The 25,002-nt window shown below is 47.5% G+C and carries 21 protein-coding genes and 1 other RNA gene; 17 read left to right on the top strand and 5 right to left on the bottom strand.

Annotated features, from left to right (window positions below):
• Window positions 1-287: 287 nt before the first annotated feature.
• From WH96_RS12430 to rnpB, 6 genes are all read left to right on the top strand, one after another.
• Complete coding sequence (locus tag WH96_RS12430) at window positions 288-1,013, top strand: TerB family tellurite resistance protein (protein WP_047764474.1); 726 nt, start codon at window positions 288-290, stop codon at window positions 1,011-1,013.
• Window positions 1,014-1,027: 14 nt separating this feature from the next.
• Complete coding sequence (locus WH96_RS12425; protein ID WP_047764473.1) at window positions 1,028-2,887, top strand: ABC-F family ATP-binding cassette domain-containing protein; 1,860 nt, start codon at window positions 1,028-1,030, stop codon at window positions 2,885-2,887.
• A gap of 384 nt (window positions 2,888-3,271) precedes the next feature.
• Window positions 3,272-4,375, top strand: coding sequence for an NAD(P)/FAD-dependent oxidoreductase (locus tag WH96_RS12415; RefSeq protein WP_047764471.1), 1,104 nt, complete (start codon window positions 3,272-3,274; stop codon window positions 4,373-4,375).
• Window positions 4,376-4,661: 286 nt separating this feature from the next.
• Window positions 4,662-5,660, top strand: a complete 999-nt coding sequence (gene gcvA / locus WH96_RS12410) for a transcriptional regulator GcvA (protein ID WP_053005889.1) — start codon at window positions 4,662-4,664, stop codon at window positions 5,658-5,660.
• Window positions 5,657-6,379 carry an N-acetylmuramoyl-L-alanine amidase gene (locus WH96_RS12405; RefSeq protein WP_047764470.1) on the top strand — a complete coding sequence of 241 codons (723 nt, stop codon included), beginning with the start codon at window positions 5,657-5,659 and terminating at the stop codon, window positions 6,377-6,379. The genes gcvA and WH96_RS12405 overlap by 4 nt, the downstream gene beginning before the upstream one ends.
• A gap of 10 nt (window positions 6,380-6,389) precedes the next feature.
• Window positions 6,390-6,830: RNase P RNA component class A (gene rnpB / locus WH96_RS21405), an RNA gene on the top strand.
• Window positions 6,831-6,844: 14 nt separating this feature from the next.
• Here the strand turns inward: rnpB and WH96_RS12400 are convergent.
• The 5 genes from WH96_RS12400 to WH96_RS12380 form a co-directional block, all read right to left on the bottom strand.
• Window positions 6,845-8,497 carry an acyl-CoA synthetase gene (locus WH96_RS12400; protein ID WP_047764586.1) on the bottom strand — a complete coding sequence of 551 codons (1,653 nt, stop codon included), beginning with the start codon at window positions 8,495-8,497 and terminating at the stop codon, window positions 6,845-6,847.
• A gap of 22 nt (window positions 8,498-8,519) precedes the next feature.
• Window positions 8,520-9,332, bottom strand: coding sequence for an enoyl-CoA hydratase (locus tag WH96_RS12395; protein WP_204248191.1), 813 nt, complete (start codon window positions 9,330-9,332; stop codon window positions 8,520-8,522).
• A gap of 12 nt (window positions 9,333-9,344) precedes the next feature.
• Complete coding sequence (locus WH96_RS12390; protein ID WP_047764469.1) at window positions 9,345-9,800, bottom strand: OsmC family protein; 456 nt, start codon at window positions 9,798-9,800, stop codon at window positions 9,345-9,347.
• Window positions 9,801-9,843: 43 nt separating this feature from the next.
• Window positions 9,844-10,989 carry a glycine cleavage T C-terminal barrel domain-containing protein gene (locus WH96_RS12385; RefSeq protein WP_047764468.1) on the bottom strand — a complete coding sequence of 382 codons (1,146 nt, stop codon included), beginning with the start codon at window positions 10,987-10,989 and terminating at the stop codon, window positions 9,844-9,846.
• A 196-nt stretch (window positions 10,990-11,185) separates the two neighbouring features.
• Window positions 11,186-11,677: an Lrp/AsnC family transcriptional regulator gene (locus WH96_RS12380; RefSeq protein WP_047764467.1), complete on the bottom strand. Its 492-nt coding sequence runs from the start codon at window positions 11,675-11,677 to the stop codon at window positions 11,186-11,188.
• 535 nt (window positions 11,678-12,212) lie between these two features.
• Between WH96_RS12380 and WH96_RS12375 the strand changes: the two genes are divergently transcribed.
• From WH96_RS12375 to murC, 11 genes are read left to right on the top strand one after another with little or no spacing between them, the layout of a single operon-like run.
• Window positions 12,213-12,680, top strand: coding sequence for a division/cell wall cluster transcriptional repressor MraZ (locus WH96_RS12375; protein WP_047764466.1), 468 nt, complete (start codon window positions 12,213-12,215; stop codon window positions 12,678-12,680).
• On the top strand, window positions 12,677-13,765 hold the full coding sequence (gene rsmH, locus WH96_RS12370) for a 16S rRNA (cytosine(1402)-N(4))-methyltransferase RsmH (RefSeq protein ID WP_082130466.1): 1,089 nt from the start codon (window positions 12,677-12,679) through the stop codon (window positions 13,763-13,765). Before WH96_RS12375 ends, rsmH begins: the two co-directional genes overlap by 4 nt.
• Window positions 13,762-14,112 (top strand): cell division protein FtsL, encoded by a 351-nt coding sequence (ftsL, locus tag WH96_RS12365; RefSeq protein WP_053005888.1) that lies wholly within the window; start codon window positions 13,762-13,764, stop codon window positions 14,110-14,112. The genes rsmH and ftsL overlap by 4 nt, the downstream gene beginning before the upstream one ends.
• Window positions 14,109-15,875 carry a peptidoglycan D,D-transpeptidase FtsI family protein gene (locus tag WH96_RS12360; protein ID WP_047764465.1) on the top strand — a complete coding sequence of 589 codons (1,767 nt, stop codon included), beginning with the start codon at window positions 14,109-14,111 and terminating at the stop codon, window positions 15,873-15,875. Before ftsL ends, WH96_RS12360 begins: the two co-directional genes overlap by 4 nt.
• Entirely contained in the window at window positions 15,862-17,370 is a 1,509-nt protein-coding gene (locus tag WH96_RS12355; protein ID WP_053005887.1) for a UDP-N-acetylmuramoyl-L-alanyl-D-glutamate--2,6-diaminopimelate ligase, read from the top strand. Before WH96_RS12360 ends, WH96_RS12355 begins: the two co-directional genes overlap by 14 nt.
• Window positions 17,363-18,784 (top strand): UDP-N-acetylmuramoyl-tripeptide--D-alanyl-D-alanine ligase, encoded by a 1,422-nt coding sequence (locus WH96_RS12350; protein ID WP_245629487.1) that lies wholly within the window; start codon window positions 17,363-17,365, stop codon window positions 18,782-18,784. The genes WH96_RS12355 and WH96_RS12350 overlap by 8 nt, the downstream gene beginning before the upstream one ends.
• A complete protein-coding gene (gene mraY, locus WH96_RS12345; protein WP_047764463.1) occupies window positions 18,784-19,872 on the top strand; it encodes a phospho-N-acetylmuramoyl-pentapeptide-transferase in 1,089 nt (362 codons plus the stop codon). Before WH96_RS12350 ends, mraY begins: the two co-directional genes overlap by 1 nt.
• 8 nt (window positions 19,873-19,880) lie before the next feature.
• Window positions 19,881-21,293, top strand: coding sequence for a UDP-N-acetylmuramoyl-L-alanine--D-glutamate ligase (gene murD, locus WH96_RS12340; protein WP_047764462.1), 1,413 nt, complete (start codon window positions 19,881-19,883; stop codon window positions 21,291-21,293).
• Window positions 21,290-22,423 (top strand): putative lipid II flippase FtsW, encoded by a 1,134-nt coding sequence (gene ftsW / locus WH96_RS12335; protein ID WP_047764461.1) that lies wholly within the window; start codon window positions 21,290-21,292, stop codon window positions 22,421-22,423. Before murD ends, ftsW begins: the two co-directional genes overlap by 4 nt.
• Complete coding sequence (murG, locus tag WH96_RS12330) at window positions 22,423-23,577, top strand: undecaprenyldiphospho-muramoylpentapeptide beta-N-acetylglucosaminyltransferase (protein WP_047764460.1); 1,155 nt, start codon at window positions 22,423-22,425, stop codon at window positions 23,575-23,577. Before ftsW ends, murG begins: the two co-directional genes overlap by 1 nt.
• On the top strand, window positions 23,574-25,001 hold the full coding sequence (gene murC / locus WH96_RS12325) for a UDP-N-acetylmuramate--L-alanine ligase (protein ID WP_047764459.1): 1,428 nt from the start codon (window positions 23,574-23,576) through the stop codon (window positions 24,999-25,001). Before murG ends, murC begins: the two co-directional genes overlap by 4 nt.
• Window position 25,002 lies beyond the last annotated feature (1 nt).

Genomic DNA, 25,002 nt, shown 5'->3' with positions numbered 1-25,002 from the left:
AAAAAGCCTTGATATGATTTTCACATGAACGAATTAGTGCCATAATTTCGCTCTTGCTTGAATTGTATAACTTTGGTTTGCACTTCTCAGAGACCACAGGACCAGAAGTCACTGGATCAGAGGTCACTGGATCAGAGGTCAGGGACCAAAGATCAGAGGGATTGACTCTCAGGCAGTGGCAAGCTAGTGCAAAAGAGTTATATTACGGTACTTTTCAGATGTCCTTTTGAATAAGGACTAAGCCTCTAAGACAAACACTGGACAGACAAGGGCATAATAAGCAGACAATGAGTATCTGGGGAAAAATTGTTGGCGGAGCAGCCGGTTTCGCACTTGGCGGACCTATTGGTGCATTTTTGGGTGCCATGGCAGGACATGCGGTTGATCGTATGCGCTCGGAAACAGAAGAGGAAGGTACCGACAGCACCAAGCAGATCACCTTTACAATTGGGGTGATCGTCCTTGGTGCAAAAATGGCCAAAGCTGACGGTGTCGTAACCAAGGATGAAGTCGCTGCCTTTAAACAGGTTTTCCGAATTCCACCTGAAGAAATGAAAAATGTTGGCCGCCTTTTTGACCGTGCACGTCAAGATGCCGAGGGTTTTGAGCCCTATGCAAACCAGATTGGCCGAACCTTCAAAGACAATCCTGCCGTTCTGGAAGAGCTCTTGAACGGACTGTTCCACATCGCTAAAGCTGATGGCAACGTTTCCCCAGAAGAAGTTACCTATCTGCAGCGTGTCGCGGAAATCTTTGGCTTCAACGAAACCCAGTGGGACCGCTTGCACGCATCCAATATAGGAGCTGACAAATCAGATCCTTATAAGATTCTCGGCATTACCCGCGAAAGCAGCGATCAAGAGATTAAAACTGCTCACCGCAAACTGGTTATCGAAAATCATCCAGACAAACTTGTCGCGCAGGGTATGCCGCAAGAATTTGTTGATCTTGCAAATGAAAAACTTGCTGCTATCAATGCTGCTTACGATCAAATCAAACAACTCAGAAGCTAAGAATTAAAAACAAAATGGCGCCTCCTTCTCATCTTGTCGCTCTCAATAGCGCCGGATTGCGTTTTGGTACAAAAACGCTCTTTCAAGATCTTACTTTCGGTTTAGCTCGCGGTGAAAAAGCCTGTCTGGTTGGCCGAAACGGTACTGGTAAATCCACGCTGTTAAAAATTATGTCCGGGCAACAGGAACTGGACGAAGGGCAACGCTTTATTCAACCCGGTGTAACCGTTGCTTATCTGCCACAAGACCCGGTCTTCAATCAGGATGAAACGGTCTTTGAACATGTAAAAGCCGGGTTGCGTCCAGATGCAGGCGAAGCAGACTATCTGGTCGATGCCATGCTCAATCACGTCAATCTCCCCGGCGACAGACGGTTAACCGAACTGTCCGGTGGCGAAGGCCGTCGTGCCGCATTGGCACGGGCATTGATCAGTGATCCGGAAGTTCTCTTGATGGATGAGCCAACCAACCACCTGGACCTCCCAACGATACAGTGGCTGGAAGAAGAACTTAAAAACTTCCGTGGTGCCCTGATGGTTATCAGCCATGACAGAGCCTTCCTCAATCACCTCACGCGTCAGACATTTTGGTTGGACCGCGGCACCATCCACCGACTTGGTAAAGGTTTCGAACATTACGAAGCCTGGGCCGAAGAAATGCGTGAAAACGAGGAACAGGAATTCCATCGCCTTAAACGAAAAATTGTCCGGGAAGAACATTGGCTCCAACGCGGCGTAACCGGGCGACGCAAACGCAACATGGGCCGTTTGCGGAACTTGCAAGATCTCAGACAAAAGCGCGCGGAATGGATGAAAGGTCCGGGAACAGCCAAGCTTCAGGTAGAAACGCTTGATACCGGCGGCGACAAGGTCATCACCGCCGAAAATATCAGTAAATCCTATCCCTTGGCCGATGGCGGAACTCGCGAAATCATCAAAGATTTCAGTACTAAGGTAAAACGCGGTGATCGTATTGGCATCGTCGGCCCCAACGGTGCCGGGAAATCCACCCTTGTCAAAATGCTAGTCGAGAAAATAGAACCCGACACAGGCAAGGTCGATCTGGGCACAAACCTGACCATGCTCTACTTTGATCAAAAGCGTGAAGATCTTGACCCGAACAGCACCCTTTGGGAAACCATGTCCCCCGGTGGCGGAGATTCCATCATGGTACGCGGACAACAAAAACATGTTGTTAGCTACCTGAAAGACTTCCTGTTCGACGACGGTCAAGTCCGTCAACCCGTTTACACCCTGTCAGGTGGTGAAAAGAACCGCCTGTTACTTGCCCGTATGTTTGCCCAGGCAAGTAACTTGCTCATCCTCGACGAGCCTACCAACGATCTGGACATGGATACTCTTGACCTATTGGTCGAGGTACTTGATGAATATGACGGTACACTTTTACTCGTAAGCCACGATCGCGATTTTCTCGATCGACTTGCTACAGCTATTTATGTTGTTGAAGGCGATGGTACCGTTATCGAATACGCTGGTGGTTATAGTGATTACCGTGCTCAGAAAGCGCTCAGCAATAACGCAGCTGATGTATCGGGCACTTCATCTGAAAAAGCTTCAGGAAAATCCAAAACATCCAAAAAAGAAAGCGCTCCGCGGGCAAAATCTTCTGCAAAGCTGGGGTACAAAGAACAGCGGGAACTCGACTCATTACCGGGTATAATCGAAAAACTAACCGAGCAATCTGAAAAACTTCAGGTGGAAATGGCTGATCCGGAACTCTACAGTAAAAAACCGGAACGTTTTCAGGAAGCCAGTAAACTTCTTGAAAAAACACAAAGCGAACTTGAAGCATCTGAAGAACGCTGGCTGGAATTGGAAGAAAAACAAGAGAACCTCAAAGCTGGGAAGCTTTAGAGGAAGTTATCTATTACCATTGGAGAAAGATACTAAAGTGATCGACGTTGTTCTTGATGTATTTTTTGAAATCACCATACTTTTAATACTCTCATGTCTCATTACAGGGGCTCTTATTTGGCTTGCTAAAAAAACTCCTTTACTAAGAATACGGCCCTTTTTATCAGGATGGATAATTGCTACTACTCTTTGGCTCGCCGTATCTTCCTTCCCAAACCTCCTCGACACTATCCTATCACATACGGCAGGAGAAAAGGTTGAATATAGAGACGTTTACACTGAATTTTATTTAGCTTTTTACCCGACAACGATAATAGCATTGCTCTATTATATACGAGATTTAAAAGTTAATTTTCGGATGTTTCTCGGCGAGTAAGAATAATTATGGAACAAGTTGATTGTGTTGTCATTGGCGCAGGCGTTGTTGGTATGGCCTGTGCTCGTGCGCTGGCATTATCTGGACGCGAAGTTATCGTCATTGAAAAAGAGTCCATGCCCGGATCCGAAATTTCGGCCAGAAACAGTGGTGTTATTCATGCCGGTATTTACTATCCTCAAAACAGCCTAAAGGCAGAACTTTGCGTCAAAGGCAAAGAGCTTCTCTATAGCTATTGCCATGATCATGCCGTACCTCATAAAAATTGCGGCAAACTGATTGTTGCGACGACCCCAGCAGAAGAAAACACGCTGGAAGATATTAGAAAGCGCGCGATTAAAAACGGCGTTGATGATTTATATTACCTTTCAGAATCAGAGATCAAAGCTCGCGAGCCTGAACTTCACGCAACCAAAGCTCTCTATTCACCATCAACTGGCATTCTTGATGTTCATAATTTGATTCTCGCTTTTCAGGGCGATCTGGAAAATTACGGCGGTATGATTGCCTTTAACACACCCGTTACAGGTGGAGAGGTCAGCGATCAGGGAATTATTCTTCATACGGGCGGTGAAAGCCCTATGACTCTTCGCGCGAAAACTGTCGTCAATGCAGGGGGACTTTATGCACCAATATTGGCAGGAAAACTTATTAATTTTCCCAAAAACTGTGTCCCTGATCTTTTCTATGCAAAAGGCAATTACTTTAGTCTTAGCGGCAAAGCGCCCTTTTCTAACCTGATATATCCGGTTCCAGAAGCAGCAGGACTCGGCGTTCACGTTACTTTGGATATGGAGGGGCAGATTAGATTTGGGCCCGATGTGGAGTGGGTTGAGACACTGGACTATGAAGTTTCTCCCGATAGATCAACGCCTTTTTATGAGGCAATTCGACGGTACTGGCCTGCTCTCAAAGACGGTACTTTAACGCCCGATTATTCTGGCATCCGCCCCAAATTACAGGCCCCGGGCAAACCGGCTGTCGATTTTGTCATTCAAGATCAAAACAACCACGGCGTTCCAGGTTTAGTAAACCTCTTTGGGATTGAATCTCCGGGATTGACCGCGTCTATGGCAATCGCAGAAAAGGTTCTTCTGAGTATCCAGAGGTAAAATATCAAGTTTGACATCTGGTAAAGTTGGTTTGACGAGAAAATCTCTACTCGTCCTTTTGCCCTCAAAACGAAAGCCACCCAAGCTATAAAGTTCACAGCCATCTTTACTGATAGAGAAGCGCTGCAAAAATTGAGCAATAAGTCGATTTTTTCTCATAACAGCAAAACTCCATCACACATAAAAATCTGAATTTCCAATTCTGATCAATAGTTAAGATTACTGAGGGTTGTTATTCAAACTGGAATTTGTCATACTTGAATGAGTTTTTCTCATAGGAAAAAGAATGCGTCGACAACTCCCGCCCCTTAATGCGCTCAAAGCTTTTGAAGCCGCGGCCAGAAGGTTAAGTTTTACCGATGCCGCAGACGAACTAAACGTCACGCAAGGCGCAATTAGCCGCCAGATAAAAACACTGGAAGACTATTATCAAATCCAGCTTTTTGAACGGGAACATCGTGGCTTAAGCCTTACGAATAACGGACAAAAACTTCTCCCCGTTTTAAGCGATGTTTTTGATCGCGTGCATGAGATATCCGAAGAACTGACCGGAACATCCGAAGAATTAACGATAAAAGTCTTCCCTTCTTTTGCAGTACGATGGCTCATCCCCCGATTATCAGAGTTTCAGCAGCTTGAACCAGACATCAATATCCGGCTAACCACAGCTTGGTTTCCGGTTGATTTTGACAGAGAAAATTTTGATGCAGGGATACTGCATAGTCACTGCATGCAAACCGGGCTTCACGATACTGTCGTTACAAATGAATGGATGACGCCTGTTTGCGCGCCTTCAACTTTGCAAAAACTCTCAAACCCACAAGATCCGAATTCACTCAGCGAAGTAATGCTTCTACATTGTGGCAGCTCTCATAAAGACGGGAGTCAACTGACTTCCCAAAGCAAATACAGAGAATGGGCACAGTGGTGCAAAGAAGCAAAAACGACATCTCTGGACCCCAACCATGGGGAAGCTTTTGACACAACTGATAGTGCTCTTCAGGCTGCAGCGATGGGATACGGGGTTGCCCTTGGGGATTTGATGATGACCGAAGAGGATTTAGCTTCTGGTCGACTGGTCATGCCTTTTCCTCATCTCGTGTCCCTGATTGGCCGCTACCATATTGTCAGTCCCAAAAACAAAGCAAACAGACCAGCCCTGCGAAAATTCAGGCAATGGTTACTCTCTGTCAATCAGAACATCGTCGACCATAATCCAATTTTGAAAAAGCTTGAAGCCAGACCACACAAAACACTGATGGCAGAAATGGAAAGTATTTTATGAAAACCAATACGACTTTCCAGTCTCCAAACTTTGGCCCGCGCCCCGAGGGATCCGTTATAAATATGCTCTTGTTACACTACACTGGCATGCAAACGAGCAAAGACGCACTTGAACGCTTGTGTAGTACAGCAGCACAGGTAAGTGCCCATTATCTGATCGAAGAAGATGGTGAGGTTTTTCAACTCGTCCATGAAGAACAGCGTGCGTGGCATGCTGGAGTAGCTTACTGGGGCGGTGAAACAGATATCAATAGCTGCTCTATAGGAATTGAAATCGTCAACCCCGGCCATGAATGGGGATATAGAGGTTTTCCACCTGCACAGATGAAAGCTGTTGCTGCCCTCAGCGAAGAAATCCTAGAGCGCCATCCTATTCCGGCACACCGAGTGCTGGCCCATTCCGATATTGCCCCCGAACGCAAGGAAGACCCCGGAGAGTTATTTGATTGGGCACTTTTAGCAAAACAAGGCATCGGCTTTTTCCCCAGTGCAACAGCACAAAGCAAAACTATTTCAGAAGAGAATTTCATCGCTAAGCTTGGCGAGTACGGCTATCAGGTCGAGCTAGAAAGTCCCACCGGTGTCACCACGAAAGCTGCCATCATTGCCTTCCAGAGACATTTTCGACAGAGCAAACTAGATGGGAAAATCGATCTGGAATGTTGCCAAATTCTAGCCGATTTACATTCCCGGCTTGACGACAGACCGGAAGCCCCCTAACTCTAGCGCGTCAGACGGTCCGACAGGCTGCTCTTTCTGGCAGGTTTGACCTGAACCGGAAAGGGAGGAAAGTCCGGGCTCCACGGGAATACGGTGCCGGGTAACGCCCGGCGGGGGCGACCCTAGGGAAAGTGCCACAGAAAGCAAACCACCTGTAGGCTGTATTTCTTTATGGAGTGCAACAAGCAGGTAAGGGTGAAAGGGTGTGGTAAGAGCACACCGCGCGGCCAGAAATGGAAGCGGCATGGTAAACCCCACCGGGAGCAAAACTAAATAGGGTCGGCAGATTCACAAAACTTTGTTTTGAGGAATCAGGTGTTTTTCCGCATCGTCGACCGGGTCAGTTGCGAGAGGTGCTCAGCAATGAGCATCCCAGATGAATAGCCTTCCGTTGTCACGGGCTTCGGCTTTGTGGCAAGCGACAAAACCCGGCTTATGACCGTCTGACATCTATCTCTCCAAACCTTACTCTTCATCATTCAGGTTTACGACCTGCTCTCTTAAAACAAACTTCTGTATTTTCCCTGTGGATGTCCTGGGGATAGAGGTAAAAATAAACTTTTTCGGAACTTTGTAAGCTGCCAGATGCGCTCGACACCAATCATTTAGTGTCTCTTCGTTCACATTCTTATCTGAAGCAACTTCGACAAAAGCGCAGGGCGTTTCTCCCCATTTTTTATGCGGCATTGCAACGACGGCGACGACGGCAACCGCGGGGTGTCGATAAAGAATTTCCTCGACTTCAATTGACGAAATATTTTCGCCCCCGGATATAATAATATCCTTCGACCTGTCTTTGAGCTCTATATATCCGTCAGGGTGCATTACGCCCAAATCACCGGAATGGAACCATCCCCCGGCGAAGGCCTCTTTCGTTGCCTTTGGATTACGAAAATAACCTTTCATTACAACATTGCCGCGGAACATCACTTCCCCCAGTGTTTCGCCGTCACGAGGTACTGGTGTCATTGTTTCCGGGTTAATGACATCCAATTGCTCCAAGGGTAAATATCGGACACCCTGTCTTGCCTTAAGACTGGCCTGTTGATCCGGCGACAGATCTGACCATTCCTGATGCCAATCATTCACCACAGCAGGTCCATAGGTTTCCGTGAGACCGTACAAATGGGTAACATCAAATCCGGCAGACTTCATATCCGCCAACAGCTTTTGCGGTGGAGGAGACGCCGCAGTCAAAAACTGAACTGCGTGGTCCAAATCTCGCTTTTCGCTATCTGGAGCAGAAATCATCAAGGACATAACGATCGGCGCCCCACACAAATGCGTCACACCGTGATCTGCCAATGCATTCCAGATTGGCTCAGCCCGCACCTGTCTCAGACAAACGTGCGTTCCTATCACGGCTGAGAGAGTCCAAGGAAAGCACCAGCCATTACAATGAAACATCGGAAGCGTCCACAGATAGACAGAATGTTTAGCCATTGAGGTTGTCAGAGCATTTCCTTGTGCCAACAAATAAGCGCCCCGGTGGTGAGACACCACGCCCTTGGGATCACCCGTTGTACCGGACGTATAGTTTATAGAAATAGCGTCCCATTCATCTTCGGGCATCAGCCAGTCAAACTCAGCATCTCCCTGCGATAACATTTTCTCATAATCCAGAGTATCGACATCAAGGCTATCAACCAACTGCGCCGGTTGAGAATATTCAGGATCGTCATACTGAACAAGCGTTGGGGCAACGGTCGCCAAAGCGAGTGCCTGTTGCATCAGTGGCATAAATTCCCGATCAACGATTGCGACCTTTGCCCCGGCATGATCCAGCTGGAATGCAATGACCGCCGCATCCAGCCTTGTATTTATTGAATGCAGCACGCCCCCGCACATCGGCACCCCGTAATGACATTCCAGCATAGCAGGTGTATTCGCCAGCAAAACAGAAACAGTATCGCCACGGTTAATACCACGTTGCGATAACGCAGAAGCCAATTGGCGCGAGCGGGTATAAAAATCAGCATAGATACGTCGCAATTCACCATGAATAATTGCCACATGTTTCGGGAATACACTCGCCGCACGTTCGAGAAAGCTCAAAGGGGTCAAAGGCTGATAGTTAGCAGGATTACGATCAAGATCGGTGTTATAGGGATTACTCATCTCCAACCTACTCATTTCGGGCTTATTCATCTCGCCACTGTGGCGTGCGCTTTTCAACAAAAGCGCCGATGCCTTCTTCGGCATCAAACGCCAGCATATTTTCAACCATCACATTCGATGCGTACTCGTAAGCCTTCGACAAGCTCATTTCACATTGCTCGTAAAAAGCGCGTTTCCCAGTCGCGAGTGTCAAACTGGATTTTGATGCAATCTTGTGCGCCAGTGCTAGTACTGCTTCACTTAATTCTTGTTCAGAGGTAATCCGGTTAATCAAACCTATTTCTGCAGCCCGGGCCGCAGAAATCATATCCCCGGTCAAAAGCATTTCCATGGCATGCTTGTTTGATACATTGCGCGATAAAGCGACCATAGGCGTTGAACAGAAAAGCCCTATATGAACGCCCGGTGTACTGAATTGAGCTGTTTGAGATGCAATGGCGAGATCACAGCTTGCCACCAATTGACAGCCTGCTGCCGTAGCAACCCCAGAGACTTCAGCAATAACAGGTTTCGGACAAGCGACAATTCCCTGCATAACCTTGGCACATAATGCTAGTATTTTGGCAAAATAAGCTCTACCACGATCATCATGTTCACGCGCAGAAGTCATCTCCTTAAGGTTATGGCCAGAACTAAACACAGATCCTTTCGCCGCCAAAATAATAACACGTACCGAGCTATCCACGGCTGCGCTGGAAAATGCGACGTCTAACTCGCGCAACATTTCTTCCGATAACGCATTACGCCGCCTGTTATCATTCAAGGTAAGTCGCAAGACCCCGGTGACATCTTTCTCACTGATTAGAATATCCTGATCAGATTCAATCTCTGGCACAGCCCGTTCTCCCTAAATCGTGCAAATGTTGATTTCGACGTTATCAGCTAATGTATTCGCAATAAAACAATACCGATGCGCACGATGTTGCATCTTGTCCAGTTCTTCTGCTGCAACCGTGAAGCCAGCGTCAAACGCAACAACAGGATGCAGATCAATTTTAACAACGGACATTTGCCCTTTTGGGTTCTTACCTAAATAAGCAACCGCACGATCTTTAAAACCTGCAACAGGCCAGCCCGCTTTGGCAGCTAATGCCAAAAAGGTCATCATGTGACAACTGGATAGAGCAGCCCCCAAAGCCTGTTCCGGATTTGTGTTGCTTGCATCGCCACCCCAATCAGGTGCAGCGTCAACTTGCATCTCATAAGTATCATTGTAGCGCACGGTATGTGCATTGGAATACTTGCCCGGACGCAATTCTGTTTCAGAGCGCCGCCAGCTAAGTTCAATAGAAAGTTCAGACATAATCTTTAAGCCATTGCTAGTGGTACGGAATATTCAAGTATACTCAGGCTGCGGCAGCAATCTTCTTTTTCGGGTCAAAGAAAGGCTTGTCTACAACAGTTGCCTTTACAATCCCAGACGGCATTTCAACACTAAAAACAGCACCAATCTCACCCACTTCAGCAGCGACCATCGCCAAGGCAATATTTTGCTCAAGACGAGGAGAATAAACGGCTGAAGTCACCTTTCCCACAACTTGATCATCTTTTTGCACAGACCAAAACGTTGTATTCGGACCTTTAAGTGCCGGCCCCTCAATTCGAAGGCCAACCTGTTTACGGGCGACACCATTTCGATGGATTGCCTTTAAAGCATCTTTACCAATAAACTCTGCTTCCATGTTTAAATCAACTAATCGATCCAATCCTAATTCATAAGGATTAGTCAGAATATCCATGTCTGCATGATAGGACAGCATCCCACCCTCTATCCGGCGAATTGAAGATGTATGTCCGGGCTTTAATCCCAAAGGCTCACCTGCTTTCATGATCTTCTCCCACAACGCATTACCATCTGCAGAATCACGAAGGTAAAGTTCATAGCCAAGCTCACTTGACCACCCTGTCCGTGAAACGATCAATGGAATTCCATCAAGATTGACTTCACGCAGCCAATAGTAACGCAGATCCATAATACTTTCGCCAAATAGCGCCTTCATCACTTCACCGGATTTGGGCCCCTGTAATTGAAGAGGAGAAACATCAGGTTCGCGAACCTTCACATCCAAGCCCGAATGAACTGCAACCCCCTGTGCCCAAAACAAGAGATCGCTGTCAGCCAGAGATATCCAGTAATGCTTCTCTGCCAAGCGCAGTAAAATCGGATCATTCAAGATCCCACCATCAGCATTGGTAATCAAAATGTACTTACATTGCCCAACTGCAAGATTTGATAAATCTCGCGGGGTTAACAACTGAACAAATTTTCCCGCATCAGGGCCTGTAATTTCGACCTGCCGCTCAACCGCCACATCGCACAAGATCGCATCATTTATCAGGTTCCAGAAGTTCTGTTCCGGATTACCAAAATCACGGGGGATGTACATATGATTGTATACAGAAAATGCTTTTGCTCCCCAGCGGACAGTTGCATCAAAATAAGGGGATTTGCGGATTTGTGTACCAAAACCAAAATCGTCAGTGTTCGCCATGCTGCTCACCTTTGTTTGAGCAGCTTTTTTCGCTGCTTCATCTAAATCAAATTCAATTAGACGCTAACAGTGATTACAGGAAAAAACGGTCTAAGTTTTTCTATCTAAAAGACCAAACAGACTAATATTACTTGCCCATGTAATCCATTTAGTCTTTTGCCATTAGATCGGCATTTTTGAAGTATCTGATAGTGCTTCAACCTTTCGGTTCAGGAAGCAATCGCGAGAGGTTTGGTGAAGCAGATTTGACCTCTCTGGTAACAATGTAAGTCATGTAACGATCAATTCCCAATTCTGCAGAAAGCATGACCTCCATCATATCCTGAAAAGAAGATAGATCCCTAGAGACAACTTTCATCACGTAATCGGTACCGCCCCCTGTGGCGATACATTCCACAACGTCATCCTCATCACGAATATGGGCTTCAAAGCACTCAAAATTCTGCTTGCGGTGGTTCGCTAAAGAAACAGTCACAATAACTTTGGACAGGCTCACAATACTGTCGAGCGCAATTTCAGCAGAATACCTCTTAATCAATCCCGCTTTCTTGAGTTTTCCCAAACGTGTCCAGCAAGGAGTGGGCGAGAGATTCACAATATCTGCAAGTCTCGATTTACTGAGCTGCCCATTCTGTTGCACTGCGGCAAGAATACGAATATCTGCAGCATCAAGAGCAATTCTACTCATCCGTTCACATCTTTCGTTCATCAACTAAAGGCAAAAACATTGTCAGTTCAATTCAGAATTAAAAGCCAATCGAAAACAAAAACCAGAATCTGATCAGGATCTAAATAACAAAATCTAACGCATAAATCGCTTCTGATAGCGACCAAAATACGGATAAACTGATCGAATTTTGTTTAAAAGCTTACCGCCATCAGAGCACGACAGGTAAAAACCCGATAAACCGAAGATCTACTAATTTAGAATCACCCTCACTCAACAACACAATTTTATCAACAAAATCAATTCAAAATCTCATTCTTCAGCAAAGTATTCATGGAAATTTTGCCTTAAAAAATAAGCAATTAACTATGTTTTAACCATACCTTGACACAGCTTGAAGCCATTGACACCCATCAAATCCCATGATATCCCAGAATATCCCATTTGAGATCAGAAACGACCCATTTCAGACCAAACAGGGAACAGGGCGAGACAAGAACGCAGGGGTGCGTTCTTAAGAGACCAATATCGGTCAATTCATTTTGGGGCGGAATCAGTGACCTTTTTTATAGGTACATTTGAAAACAAGGTAGACAAGAAGGGCCGCGTGTCGGTTCCGGCTACTTTTCGCCAAATGCTCGCCGATCAACCTTTTCAGGGAATAGTCATTTTCCGCTCATATCGTGCTGATGCCCTAGAAGCAGCTGGTATGGATTTCATGCGTCGCCTCCACAAAAGCATGAGTTCAAATCTGGACCTCTTCTCTGATGAGCACGATGATCTTGCCACAGCTATTCTTGCAGACTCTCACCAGCTTTCTTTTGATGGCGACGGACGCATTCTTTTACCCCCCGCACTGATCGCGCATGCCCAAATTAGCGATCGCGCTGCGTTTGTCGGAAAAGGAGATCTGTTTCAAGTTTGGAATCCTGCGACTCTGGAAGAGAAAAAACAAGAGGCACGAGATCGCGCAAAAGCTAAAAAGTTAACGATTACGCTGGATCGGGAAGGAGAAAACGGATGACCCTTCCTCTTTCTCCATCTGCTATCCCACACCCTGTTTTCAACCCACACGACCAGACATCTACGGCATCTGGTGGACCGCATGATGCCAACCTGAATGCCCAGCAAGACGGTCATTATTCTGTCATGTTACCGGAAATCATCGCTGCCCTAACCCCACAGGACAACGAAGTGTTTGTGGATGGCACCTTTGGTGCTGGTGGCTATAGCCGTGCGATTGCACAACAGGCTGATTGCAAAGTATTTGGCATCGACCGCGACCCTACAGCGCATGAAAATGCAAAAAAGCTACCCGAAGTGGTTGCAGGTAAAATCTCGACTCTTTCCGGTTGCTTTGGTGATATGCAAGCGCTCTTAAAAGAGGCTGGCATCAACAAGGTTGATGGTATCACGCTGGACCTTGGTGTTTCTTCTATGCAGCTGGATCAAGCTGAACGTGGTTTTTCTTTTCAGGAAGACGGCCCACTCGATATGCGCATGGACGGCCCAAATTCTGACCAGCGTCCACCAGCCTCACACATCGTAAATACCTACGAAGAAAAAGAAATCGCGGATATTCTCTACAAATACGGGGAAGAGAAAAAATCACGCCTAATTGCTCGCGCGATTGTGACAGATCGGATCGAAAAGCCTTTTGAAACCACACTACAGCTAGCCGAACTCATTCGTCGTATAATCAGGCAAAAACCCAGAAAAGACGGAAAAAACATTCATCCAGCCACCCGTTCTTTCCAGGCCTTACGCATTTTCGTTAATGACGAACTGGGCGAATTGGAACGTGGATTGGAAGCTGCGGAACAGCTTTTGAACCCAGGTGGTCGCATGGCAATTGTCTCCTTCCATTCTCTGGAAGATCGTATCGTTAAAAACTTCTTACGCGAACGCAGTGGGGGGACGCCGCAGGGCTCCCGTCATTCTCCGACGGTCGAGCCCGCGGCTCTGCGTAAAGCACCGTTCTCTCTACCGACAAAAAAAGCTATTGCCCCAAGCGAGAAAGAATGCAGTGAAAATCCTCGTTCCCGTTCAGCAAAGCTGCGGGTGGCAATCCGCACAGATGCTCCTTGCACAAAAGGAGAAGTCGCATGAAGAACCTCGGCCTCACAATATGGATCGTCGTTGGCGCGGCCTGTGCAATCGTTCTTTTTCAAATCAAAGAAGAAGTGAATGCGCTCGAAGGACAATTGGCCAGTGTAGAATCTCAAATTAAACGGGATAAGGAAGCTATTCGCATCTTACAGGCAGAGTGGAGCTATCTTAACCGTCCAGAGCGTCTAGCCCGCCTGTCTTCTCAATATCTGGAACTAAAACCACTGGATCCGGCGCAAGTTATAACCCTATCGGATCTTCCTTATAAAAATCAGGAAAAAACACCCGGCACCAGCATCAAATTACCAGGGTCTGCAACCCCTGCCAGTGCAGAGGTGACAGAATGAGTGATTGGCGCGATGATAACCAACAAGGCCGTTTAACTAATCTGAACAACCCCAAAACGCCTAAGTCGGTGATCACACTGGATGGGCGTTTACGACAAGCTCTTGAAGTTGGCCGGACGCGCCTGATTGTTTCCGGTGCGTTGATGGCAATGGCCTTTATGGTCATCTCTATCCGCCTGGTTGATTTGACCCTTTTGCAGGGGCCAAAAACAAGCAACAAAACGGTGCAGGAGATTGATGAAGCGCCACCGGTTCAAACGACCCGCGCAGATATTGTTGATCGTAACGGTATTGTTCTGGCCACGACACTTCCAACCGCATCGCTTTACGCCGAGCCAAGAAAAATTCCAAATCCGGAAGCCGCGGCCAGAGTTCTCGCCGATATTTTGCCTGAACTTTCTCAGGACAAGCTCTTAAAGAAGCTCTCCTCTAACCGTGGCTTTATCTGGATCAAACGAAACCTGACACCACGCCAGCAATATGCAATCAACAATTTGGGTATTCCCGGTCTAGAGTTTGAACAAGAACAGCGCCGCTTTTATCCTCACGGCAATCTTGGTGCCCATGTTATTGGCTTCACAAACGTTGACAACAAAGGCCTTGCCGGAATAGAGCGTTCATTTGATAGAGTGTTACGTGAAAATCCTGAACCTATTCAGTTGAGTCTGGATCTGCGTGTTCAACATATCCTGCGCGAAGAAATGGCGCGTTCCATGAAAGAGTTCAGTGCCATTGGCGCCGCAGGCATTGTTATGGATGCAAACACCGGTGAAATCGTTTCTTCTGTATCACTCCCCAGCTTTGACCCAAGTAATCCCGGAATGGCGTCAGATGACGCACGTTTTAATCGCGCCACACTGGGCATCTATGAAATGGGGTCAACGTTTAAACTACTGACCTCTGCAATGGCCTTGGATGAAGGCGTTGCATCGGTTTATGACGGCTATGACGTTAGCAAGCCTATTCGTGTATCCCGCTTTACCATTAACGATTACACACCCTTGAAGCGTTGGTTGTCTGTACCCGAAATTCTTATCTATTCCAGTAACATCGGTACTGTTCAGATGGCGATGGAAGTTGGTACCGAAGGGCAGCGTAAATATCTATCAAACTTTGGCCTGTTACGCCCGGCATCTGTCGAGATCAGCGAAGTAGGCACCCCACTGGTTCCTTCGCCCTGGCGTGAAATCAACACTATGACCATCTCTTACGGTCATGGTATTGCCGTTAGCCCGTTACAGCTAAGTTCAGCTATTTCCAGTCTCGTGAATGGCGGCACATTAAAACCAGCAACTTTCATAAAGCGTGCCGAAGATGATATTCCACTCGGGCGTCGTATTTTGAGTGAAAAAACGTCTGATTATATGCGCGATTTAATGAGACTTGTTGTTTTGCACGGTTCAGGTAAAAACGCCAATGCCAAAGGATATCTCGTCGGCGGAAAAACAGGCACTGCAGACAAACTAAGAGGCGGACGGTACGTGAAAAACTCACGCGTTTCCTCATTTGTAGCGGCCTTCCCGATGAACAATCCACGCTATGTCGTTTATGTCATGGTGGATGAACCCAAAGGCACCAAGAAGACATATGGATTTGCAACAGGTGGCTGGGTAGCAGCCCCCGTGGTTAAACGCGTTGTCGAGAGAATGGCGCCCCTTATGGGCATAGAACCCGCTTATATTGAAGATGCTGATACCGTAGGAAATACAATTTTGAAAAAGGCAAAGGCCCGCATGGAAGGACGTAAGGTTGCGGCTAGATAAACTGTTGTCACGAGTACCGGAAGAATTTCGTCCCTCAAGCAGCGATGACAACAGGGAAATAACAGCTCTGTCTCTTGATAGCAGAAAAATAGAAACAGGCTCTCTTTTTGCCGCTCTGCCCTCAACAGTTGAAGGTGGTCCGGATGGCTTTGACTTCATCCCTCAAGCGCTGGCATCAGGCGCGTCAGCTGTTCTGGTCCCTTCAAACAGAGATATTTCTGGGTTTGAAACAAAAGTTACCGTTCTGAAAAGCAATAATCCGCGACAGGCATTATCCTTACTGGCGGCTGCTTTTAGCCAAAAGCAACCGGAAACACTGGTTGCGATCACAGGCACCAATGGCAAGACATCTATTGCGACTTTCACGCGACAAATTTGGGAAGCACTAGGACATAAAGCTGCCAGCCTTGGTACTCTGGGAATTTATCCACCAATCCCAAATGCGCCCGCTGCGCTAACAACCCCTGATTCAATTGGGCTTTTTAACAGCCTCAAAAACATTACTGACCTTGGGTATGATCATCTGGCACTTGAAGCATCCAGCCACGGGCTAGACCAGTATCGCCTTGACGGCTTGCGCCTAAAGGCAGCAGCCTTTAGCAATCTTTCTCAGGACCATCTGGACTATCACCCGGATATGGCAAGTTACCTGGACGCCAAGCTCAGGTTGTTCCATGACTTGTTGCCAGTGGGCGCAACCGCTGTTCTCAATGCAGATATGCCAGAGTATGCGCAAATTACTAAAATTTGTGCAAAGAGAAATCACCACGTCATCAGCTACGGACATAATCCAAGCGATTTGCAGGTCATCAAACAAAGCCCGACAACTGAAGGACAGGATCTGGTCTTATCTCTTTTTGGCGAAACTCATAAGCTCACGCTTCCTTTGACAGGTAGCTTCCAGGCTTCAAACATTATGGCTGCTGTGGGACTAACCCTCGCCAGCGGCGCAAAGCTTAAAGAAATTCTTCCAATCCTTCCCTTTTTGAAAGGTGTTCCGGGGCGCGCCGAGAAAATTGGCAAAACAGCCAAGGGTGGCACAGTTTATGTGGACTTTGCCCACACCCCCGATGCTGTAGAGACTATTATTCAAGCACTACGCCCACACACATCTGGCAAGCTTTCTATTATTGTTGGATGTGGCGGTGATCGCGATCCGGGGAAACGTCCATTGATGGGTGGTATTGCAGACAAATTGGCTGATCAGGCCTACATTACAGATGACAATCCCAGAACAGAAGACCCCGCAACGATCCGCGCGCAAGCAATGGCCGCAGCCCCAAATGCCATTGAAATCGATGATCGCAGAAAAGCCATTTTTAAAGCCGTTTCAGATCTGCATGACGGAGATCTCCTTATTATTGCCGGAAAGGGTCATGAAAGCGGCCAAATTGTCGGCAATAAGATTCTTCCCTTTGATGATCGCATCATTGCCAAAGAGGCAATAGATCATACGCTAGAAACCCGGAATATAGGAGGTCCAGATCGTGCGTGAAATATTGTGGACAGCCGAAGAAGCAGCAAGTGCGACGGGTGGTGAGAATACACAAGACTGGCAAGCAACAGGCCTGTCCCTCAATACCAGAAGCATGGAAAAGGGCGACTTGTTCTTCGCTCTACAAGGTCCCAACTTTGACGGTCATGATTATGTTGCCAAGGCCTTTGAAGAAGGTGCCGCTGCAGCAGTCGTTCAACGCCGCCCAGAACGTCTTTCTGACAATGCGCCTCTCTTGATTGTTGATGATACCCTCGGCGCTCTCAACCGATTTGGTGCCGCAGCCCGTGCCAACAGTTCAGCTAAATTTATCGGAGTCACAGGGTCGGTCGGCAAAACTACGATCAAAGAAATCCTGCGACACTGTTTGAGCCAACAAGCAGAAACAGCGGCCAGTGCCGCAAGCTTTAATAACCATTGGGGCGTCCCACTCAGCCTGGCCCGCATGCAACGAAATGCTGTCTATGCCGTCAACGAAATGGGAATGAACAGCACAGGTGAAATCCGCGAACTGACCAAACTCGTTCGTCCCGATGTTGCGATCATTAGCACGATCGAAGCCGCACACTTTGAGTTTTTTAAATCACTCGAAGAAATTGCAGAAGCAAAGTGTGAAATATTCGAAGCAATGTCTTCTGATGGCGTTGCGATATTAAACCGCGACCATCAACTTTTTGACCTGATGGCCGAACGTGCACAGACAAATGGCATCACAAAAATTATCAATTTTGGCGAACATCCCAAAGCACAAGCAAGATTGATCGGCTATGAGCTATTCGCCGAATACAGTCGAGTTCAGGCCGATATTTGCGGAAAGATTATTGATTACACTATTTCCAATCCCGGTTTCCATTGGATCTTAAACAGCTTGGCCGCTCTTGCCGCTATTGATGCAATTGGTGCTGACGTAAAAAAAGCCGCCGCAGACTTAAGCACCGTGCAGGGACTTCCCGGGCGTGGAGAAAAATCGGTTCAGAAGCTCGCCAATGGTAAACATTTCGAACTTATCGACGACAGTTACAATGCGAACCCTGCATCCGTCCGAGCCAACATAAATGTATTAGCGAATGCTGTTCCTGATAATTCCGGACGTCGAATAGCTGTTCTTGGCGATATGTTGGAGCTTGGCAAAAAAGCAAAAAAAATACATGCCGATCTAGCTGCTCCGATTAATGATTCCGGAATAGATCTCGTATTTACTTGCGGGCAGTACATGAAAGCCTTACACGAGGCCTTGCCCGCGAATTTGCGCGGTGCTCACACAGAAAATTCACAAGAATTAGCCGTCGTTCTAGCCACGGAACTTCAGGCCGATGATGTTGTATCAGTTAAAGGATCATTGGGAAGTAAGATGTCCGTGATTATAGAAGCTCTGAAATCTCTATCTGCACAAAATGCTGGAGGAGACGAGTAATGTTGTATGAAATCTTCCTTCCGCTGGCTGATGACTACTCACTTTTCAACGTTTTCCGCTACATTACCTTCAGAAGCGGGGGTGCCGTTCTGACTGCGCTTCTTATTTCCTTCATCTTTGGCCCTAAAATTATTCGCTGGCTAAAGATAAAACAGGGCGAAGGTCAACCAATCCGAGATGATGGACCAGAAAGCCACCTTTTGACCAAAAAGGGCACCCCGACAATGGGTGGTGCCCTTATATTGCTCGCTCTTTCAGTTTCCACATTACTTTGGGCAAATCTGAGTAATCCTTTTATCTGGATCATTCTACTCGTGACCATTGGCTTTGGTCTTATTGGCTTTGGTGATGATTATCTCAAGCTGACACAACGCAATACCAAAGGTCTTCCCGGAAAAGCCAAACTACTTGCGCAAGTCCTAATCTCTGTTCTCGCAGCAACGGGCACAATGGCTGTCAGTCCGCCGGAAATGGGAACCCATCTGGCGATCCCATTCTTCAAAGAACTTATGCTCAACCTCGGTCTTTTCTACGTTCCTTTTGCTGTCTTCGTGATGGTAGGCGCATCAAATGCAGTCAACCTAACCGATGGGCTTGATGGACTGGCAACCGTTCCAGTGATGATCGCCGGTGCTTGCTTCGGCCTGATCTCGTACCTAGTAGGCAACACCATTTTTGCTGAATACCTTCAGATTTCCTATGTACCCGGCACAGGCGAATTGACTGTATTTTGTGGCGCGCTTGTTGGTGCCTGTCTCGGCTTCCTCTGGTTCAACGCACCACCCGCCATGGTCTTTATGGGCGATACAGGTTCTCTCAGCATGGGGGGAGCTCTCGGAACCATTGCTGTCATCACAAAGCACGAGATTGTTCTCTCTATTATTGGTGGTCTTTTTGTTCTTGAAACCATTTCCGTGATCGTCCAGGTCGCTTCGTTCAAAACGACGGGTAAGCGTGTTTTTCGAATGGCGCCCTTGCACCATCACTTCGAAAAGAAGGGATGGGCAGAACCGACCGTTGTTATCCGTTTTTGGATTATCTCTATGATCCTGGCCCTTATTGGCCTCGCCACATTGAAACTTAGATAAGAGAATAAATGATCGACCTAAGCACATACATCAGTACAACCAATGAAAAAGCCTTTGCCGTTTTAGGTCTGGGGCGTTCAGGGTTAACTGCGGCATGTGCGCTTACGCGTTCCGGTGCAAAAGTCTGGGCGTGGGATGACAATCCGACAGGTCGTGAAAAAGCTGAAGAAGCAGGTCTTGAACTTGTCGATTTGAATAGCTGCGATTGGGATGCGGTTCAAACTCTGGTAATGTCACCGGGTATTCCCCTGACCCACCCTGCACCACATTCAGTTGCCGAGGCCGCACAAAAAAATAATGTCGAAATTATTTGCGAAGTTGAGTTGCTATACAGGGCAGTTCCCAAAGCAACATTCATTGGCATCACCGGTACCAATGGAAAATCAACCACAACAAGCCTGATTGCACACATTTTAACCTCAGCAGGGCGCGATGTTGCTGTCGGGGGAAACCTCGGTACACCTGCGCTGGAATTACCGCGGTTGGATGCAACAGGCATCTATGTGCTGGAAATGTCATCCTATCAACTCGACCTCTTATCGCAACTCTCTTTCGATATTGCGCTCTTCATGAATGTCAGCCCAGATCATCTGGATCGTCACGGCGATATACAGGGCTACATCAAAGCGAAGAAACATATTTTCGAACGCCAGACAAAAAGCGATACAGCCATTATTGGAATGGATGACGATTATTCGCGCGAAGTCTTTGATACGATCAACCAGACCGGAACAGTTAAAACGATACCCATTTCCGGATCAACCAGATTGGCTGAAGGCGTGTTTGTCGTTGAAGGTCACCTAGTCGACGATGCTTTTGCAGATGAAAAAGATGTTACCAATCTTAATTCTATAGAGCGATTGCCCGGCAACCATAATCACCAGAATGCTGCCGCTGCTTTTGCTGCATGTCGTCGTGTTGGATTAACTGACGATGAAATCATCGCCGGGATGAGCTCATTCCCTGGTTTAGCACATCGGCAAGAGCTGGTTACGGCAATACATGGCGTTCGCTATATCAATGATTCAAAGGCAACCAATGCAGATGCCGCCGCACGTGCGCTCAGCAGTTATGACAATATCTTCTGGATAGCTGGCGGACGAGCAAAAGAAGGCGGCATCGAAAGCCTGTCACCATATTACACTCGTATTAGCAAAGCCTATCTTATTGGCGAAAGTGCTAATGACTTTGCAAATCAGATTGGCAGCTCTTTGCCTTATGAAATTTGCGGAACATTGGATGTTGCTGTCGAAAAAGCAACTAATGACGCGTCACAATCACCCGAAGAAAATCCCGTTGTACTTCTATCCCCTGCTTGTGCGTCTTGGGACCAATACCGCGGTTTTGAGCTTCGGGGCAATCATTTTAAAGAATGTGTGGCAAAGCTAAAACTCCAGCCTGTAAAGGAAATTGCCTCATGAGCACTTTTTCTCGTACAGACACATCTGTTCTTGGTCGTTGGTGGTGGACTGTAGATCGCTGGAATCTTGCTGCATTACTTGCTCTTATGGGGTTTGGCGCGCTTTTGGTTCTTGCGGCCTCTCCTGCAGCGGCTGATAGAATTAGTGGTGTTGGCACCTTTCAACTCGCGAAACGTCATTTCTTGCTTCTCCCAGCAGCGGCGACATTCATGATCGGCATTTCGCTGATGCCCGTTAAAAAAGTGCGCCGTTTTGCCGTTATAGGCATGGGGTTAACAGTCCTTGCCTTGTTGGCAACGCTTGTATTAGGCGTTGAAATCAAAGGTGCTACACGCTGGATCAACATACTCGGTTTCTCTCTTCAACCTTCAGAATTTGTTAAACCCTTTTTCGCCGTCACTATTGCCTGGATGCTTGCCAGTGCAAAAAGTGACGAAGGCATTCCCGGTACATGGATTGCGATCGGTATTTGGTTGGTCGTGATCAGCCTTCTATTGATGCAACCAGACTTAGGGCAAACAGTTGTTGTGACCGCCATTGGTGGCGTACAACTGTTCTTAGCCGGACTTCCAATGATTTTGGTTGGCGGACTTGTTCTTTTCGCTGCACTTGGCTTGATTGCGGCTTACTTTACCCTCCCGCACGTTACAGCACGTATCGATGGCTTTCTTGATCCCGCAGCGGGAAGTCGCTATCAGGTCAACCGCTCTATGGAAGCCTTTAAAAATGGCGGGCTACTTGGACAAGGCCCCGGCGAAGGCACTGTGAAGTCTCAATTACCCGATGCACATTCTGACTTTATCTTTTCTGTTGCTGGCGAAGAGCTTGGTTTGATTGCCTGCCTGATTATTGTCAGTCTCTTTGCTTTTGTTGTTTTGCGCGGATTCAGCCGTTTATTACAAGAGAACAATCTTTTTGTTCTACTCGCTTGCACAGGCTTACTCGTCCAATTTGGCCTGCAGGCCATCATCAACATGGCATCAGCAATTCACCTTATCCCGACAAAAGGAATGACACTCCCCTTCATCAGCTACGGCGGATCATCCCTACTCGCTTTGGCTGTCGGTATGGGAATGGTATTGGCCTTCACCAGACGTCGCCCCCATGGCGATTATGACGGGGGCATATAATGACGAAGAACCCAATGCACATTGTACTAACAGCCGGCGGAACTGGTGGACACATGTTCCCAGCACGCGCTCTTGCTGAAGAATTATTAGCCCGCGGCAATAAAGTCAGCCTTATCACAGATCTTAGAGGGGCCGGGTTCGGCGATGATCTCAAAGACGTAACAGTCTATCGCGTATCAGCCGGCGGTGTTGCTGGCGGCGGTATTGTGCGTAAAATTTTGAGTTTGAGTAAGATCTTCATTGGCACCCTAAAAGCACGTAAATTGCTCAAATCCATCAAATCCGATGTTGTCGTCGCTTTTGGCGGTTATGCCTCTGTCCCTGCGGGACTAGCCGCGGGACAACTTGGCATTCCTCTTTATCTACACGAACAAAACGCGGTGCTTGGTCGCGCCAATCGTTTGATGGCCAGTAAAGCCCGCGGCATTTGTACCTCGTTCAAAAACGTCAGCCACGTACCACAAGGTTTAGAGAAGAAAGTCACTCTGACAGGCAACCCGGTACGTCCTGAAATTCTGACGCTTCGGAAAACAGGCTATCAAATACCAGATGAACAGTCAGAATTAAGTATCCTTGTCACAGGCGGCAGCCAAGGCGCAACAGTATTTAATACCATTGTTCCAGAAGCCCTTGCTCTTCTCCCCAAAGAAATCCGGACGCGCCTTCGTATTTCACAGCAAGTGCGCGGAGAAGGGGCAGAGACAATCGAAGCTCTCTATAAAGACAAAAGCATAAAAGCTGATCTCAGAACCTTTTTTGATGACATGCCAGCAAGACTTGCATCAGCACATATTGCGATTTGCCGTTCTGGTGCTTCTACAGTGACAGAACTGGCTGCGGCGGGACGCCCCGCTATTCTGGTTCCCTACCCTCATGCAACGGACGATCACCAGACTAAAAATGCGCGTGATTTCACAGATGCAGGGGCTGGCTGGCTTATGGCGCAGAGCTGTTTGGAGCCACAAAAACTGGCCGATAGATTAATTTCACTTTTTTCACACACACAATTGCTCGAAAGATCAGCATCTTGTGCCCGCAACAGTGCCATTACTGGCGCCGCGAGTAATCTAGCAGATGTTGTGTGCGGCATAAAAGAAAGCAACGGAGACGAAAAATTAACAAGCGAGAACGTTTCAACGGGGGCGGCAGCATGAAAGGCATGCCACTCGACATAGGCCCTCTGCATTTTGTTGGCATTGGTGGTATTGGAATGAGCGGAATTGCAGAAATCCTGCATAATCTGGGATACCAGATTCAGGGCAGTGATATTGCTGAATCAGCCAACGTTCTCCGTCTGCGCGATATGGGTATTAAAGTAATGATCGGCCACAAGGCTGAAAACGTGAAAGACGCCCGTGTCGTGGTGGTATCTTCTGCCATTAAACTTGATAACCCCGAAATCGAAGAAGCACGAAATAATCTGACACCGATTGTTCGTCGTGCTGAAATGCTTGCCGAGTTGATGCGCTTTAAATCCTGTGTTGCTGTGGGCGGAACGCATGGCAAGACAACAACGACATCCATGATTGCCGCTTTACTCGATGGCGGACGCTTTGATCCAACCGTTATCAATGGCGGAATCATCAATGCCTATGGTACCAACGCACGCTTGGGCGATGGTGACTGGATGGTTGTTGAAGCCGACGAAAGTGACGGAACTTTTATCAAGCTACCCGCAACAATCTCGGTCATTACCAATATTGACCCGGAACACATGGAATTTTACGGCTCCATTGAAGCCCTCCATGATGCCTTTGCGACTTTTGTTAAGAACATCCCTTTTTATGGGTTTTCCGTTCTGTGTATCGATCACCCGGTAGTTCAATCGCTGATCGGACGCATCGAAGATCGCAGAATTGTCACCTATGGTTTTAGTCCCCAGGCCAAATTCCGTGCCGTAAATGTTCGCACCGAAATCACTGGTAACGTTTTTGATGTCGTTATTTCAAAGCGCACCGAAACCGAAAGCAGAACCGTTACCGATTGCCGGTTACCCATGCTGGGCAATCACAATATTCTCAACGCCCTTGCCGCGATTTCCGTCGCCAGTGAACTCGGCATGAATGACGATGAAATTCGCGCATCGCTTTTAGACTTCAAGGGCGTGAAACGTCGCTTCACCAAAACAGGTGAAGTTAACGGCATCACTATTATTGATGACTACGGACATCACCCGGTCGAAATTGCTGCTGTTCTACAAGCTGCAAGACAAGCGATTGACGAAGATTCCAAAGTTATCGCCGTCGTACAACCGCATCGCTATTCACGCCTTTCTGATCATTTTGAAGGGTTCTGTTCCTGCTTTAATGACGCAGATCAAGTCATCGTGTCTGATGTGTACACCGCTGGGGAAGATCCGATAGAAGGTGCTGATCGTGACAGCCTTGTCAAAGGCCTTCTGACCCGTGGACACAGAAACGCCATTCCTCTTTCCGCCCCAGAAAAGCTTGCAGAATTAGTTGCGGAAACGGCAACCAAGGGTGACGTCGTCGTTTGTCTTGGAGCCGGGTCAATATCAGCATGGGCACATGCGTTGCCTGATGACCTCGCTGCCGCACTATCCGGGGGCCATAAATAAG

Origin of the sequence: Kiloniella spongiae, from assembly GCF_001026905.1 — a bacterium.
Taxonomy (GTDB): domain Bacteria; phylum Pseudomonadota; class Alphaproteobacteria; order Kiloniellales; family Kiloniellaceae; genus Kiloniella; species Kiloniella spongiae.
The sequence above is the reverse complement of the archived record's forward strand: the minus strand, read 5'-3'. Positions and strand labels throughout refer to the sequence as shown.

What these genes read in the sequence shown, in the direction of transcription:
- WH96_RS12430 (WP_047764474.1), top strand. Translation starts at nt 288, where the DNA reads ATGAGTATCTGGGGAAAAATTGTTGGCGGAGCAGCCGGTTTCGCACTT.
- WH96_RS12425 (WP_047764473.1), top strand. Translation starts at nt 1,028, where the DNA reads ATGGCGCCTCCTTCTCATCTTGTCGCTCTCAATAGCGCCGGATTGCGT.
- WH96_RS12415 (WP_047764471.1), top strand. Translation starts at nt 3,272, where the DNA reads ATGGAACAAGTTGATTGTGTTGTCATTGGCGCAGGCGTTGTTGGTATG.
- gcvA (WP_053005889.1), top strand. Translation starts at nt 4,662, where the DNA reads ATGCGTCGACAACTCCCGCCCCTTAATGCGCTCAAAGCTTTTGAAGCC.
- WH96_RS12405 (WP_047764470.1), top strand. Translation starts at nt 5,657, where the DNA reads ATGAAAACCAATACGACTTTCCAGTCTCCAAACTTTGGCCCGCGCCCC.
- WH96_RS12400 (WP_047764586.1), bottom strand. Translation starts at nt 8,497, where the DNA reads ATGAGTAATCCCTATAACACCGATCTTGATCGTAATCCTGCTAACTAT.
- WH96_RS12390 (WP_047764469.1), bottom strand. Translation starts at nt 9,800, where the DNA reads ATGTCTGAACTTTCTATTGAACTTAGCTGGCGGCGCTCTGAAACAGAA.
- WH96_RS12385 (WP_047764468.1), bottom strand. Translation starts at nt 10,989, where the DNA reads ATGGCGAACACTGACGATTTTGGTTTTGGTACACAAATCCGCAAATCC.
- WH96_RS12380 (WP_047764467.1), bottom strand. Translation starts at nt 11,677, where the DNA reads ATGAGTAGAATTGCTCTTGATGCTGCAGATATTCGTATTCTTGCCGCA.
- rsmH (WP_082130466.1), top strand. Translation starts at nt 12,677, where the DNA reads ATGACCCTTCCTCTTTCTCCATCTGCTATCCCACACCCTGTTTTCAAC.
- ftsL (WP_053005888.1), top strand. Translation starts at nt 13,762, where the DNA reads ATGAAGAACCTCGGCCTCACAATATGGATCGTCGTTGGCGCGGCCTGT.
- WH96_RS12360 (WP_047764465.1), top strand. Translation starts at nt 14,109, where the DNA reads ATGAGTGATTGGCGCGATGATAACCAACAAGGCCGTTTAACTAATCTG.
- mraY (WP_047764463.1), top strand. Translation starts at nt 18,784, where the DNA reads ATGTTGTATGAAATCTTCCTTCCGCTGGCTGATGACTACTCACTTTTC.
- murD (WP_047764462.1), top strand. Translation starts at nt 19,881, where the DNA reads ATGATCGACCTAAGCACATACATCAGTACAACCAATGAAAAAGCCTTT.
- ftsW (WP_047764461.1), top strand. Translation starts at nt 21,290, where the DNA reads ATGAGCACTTTTTCTCGTACAGACACATCTGTTCTTGGTCGTTGGTGG.
- murG (WP_047764460.1), top strand. Translation starts at nt 22,423, where the DNA reads ATGACGAAGAACCCAATGCACATTGTACTAACAGCCGGCGGAACTGGT.
- murC (WP_047764459.1), top strand. Translation starts at nt 23,574, where the DNA reads ATGAAAGGCATGCCACTCGACATAGGCCCTCTGCATTTTGTTGGCATT.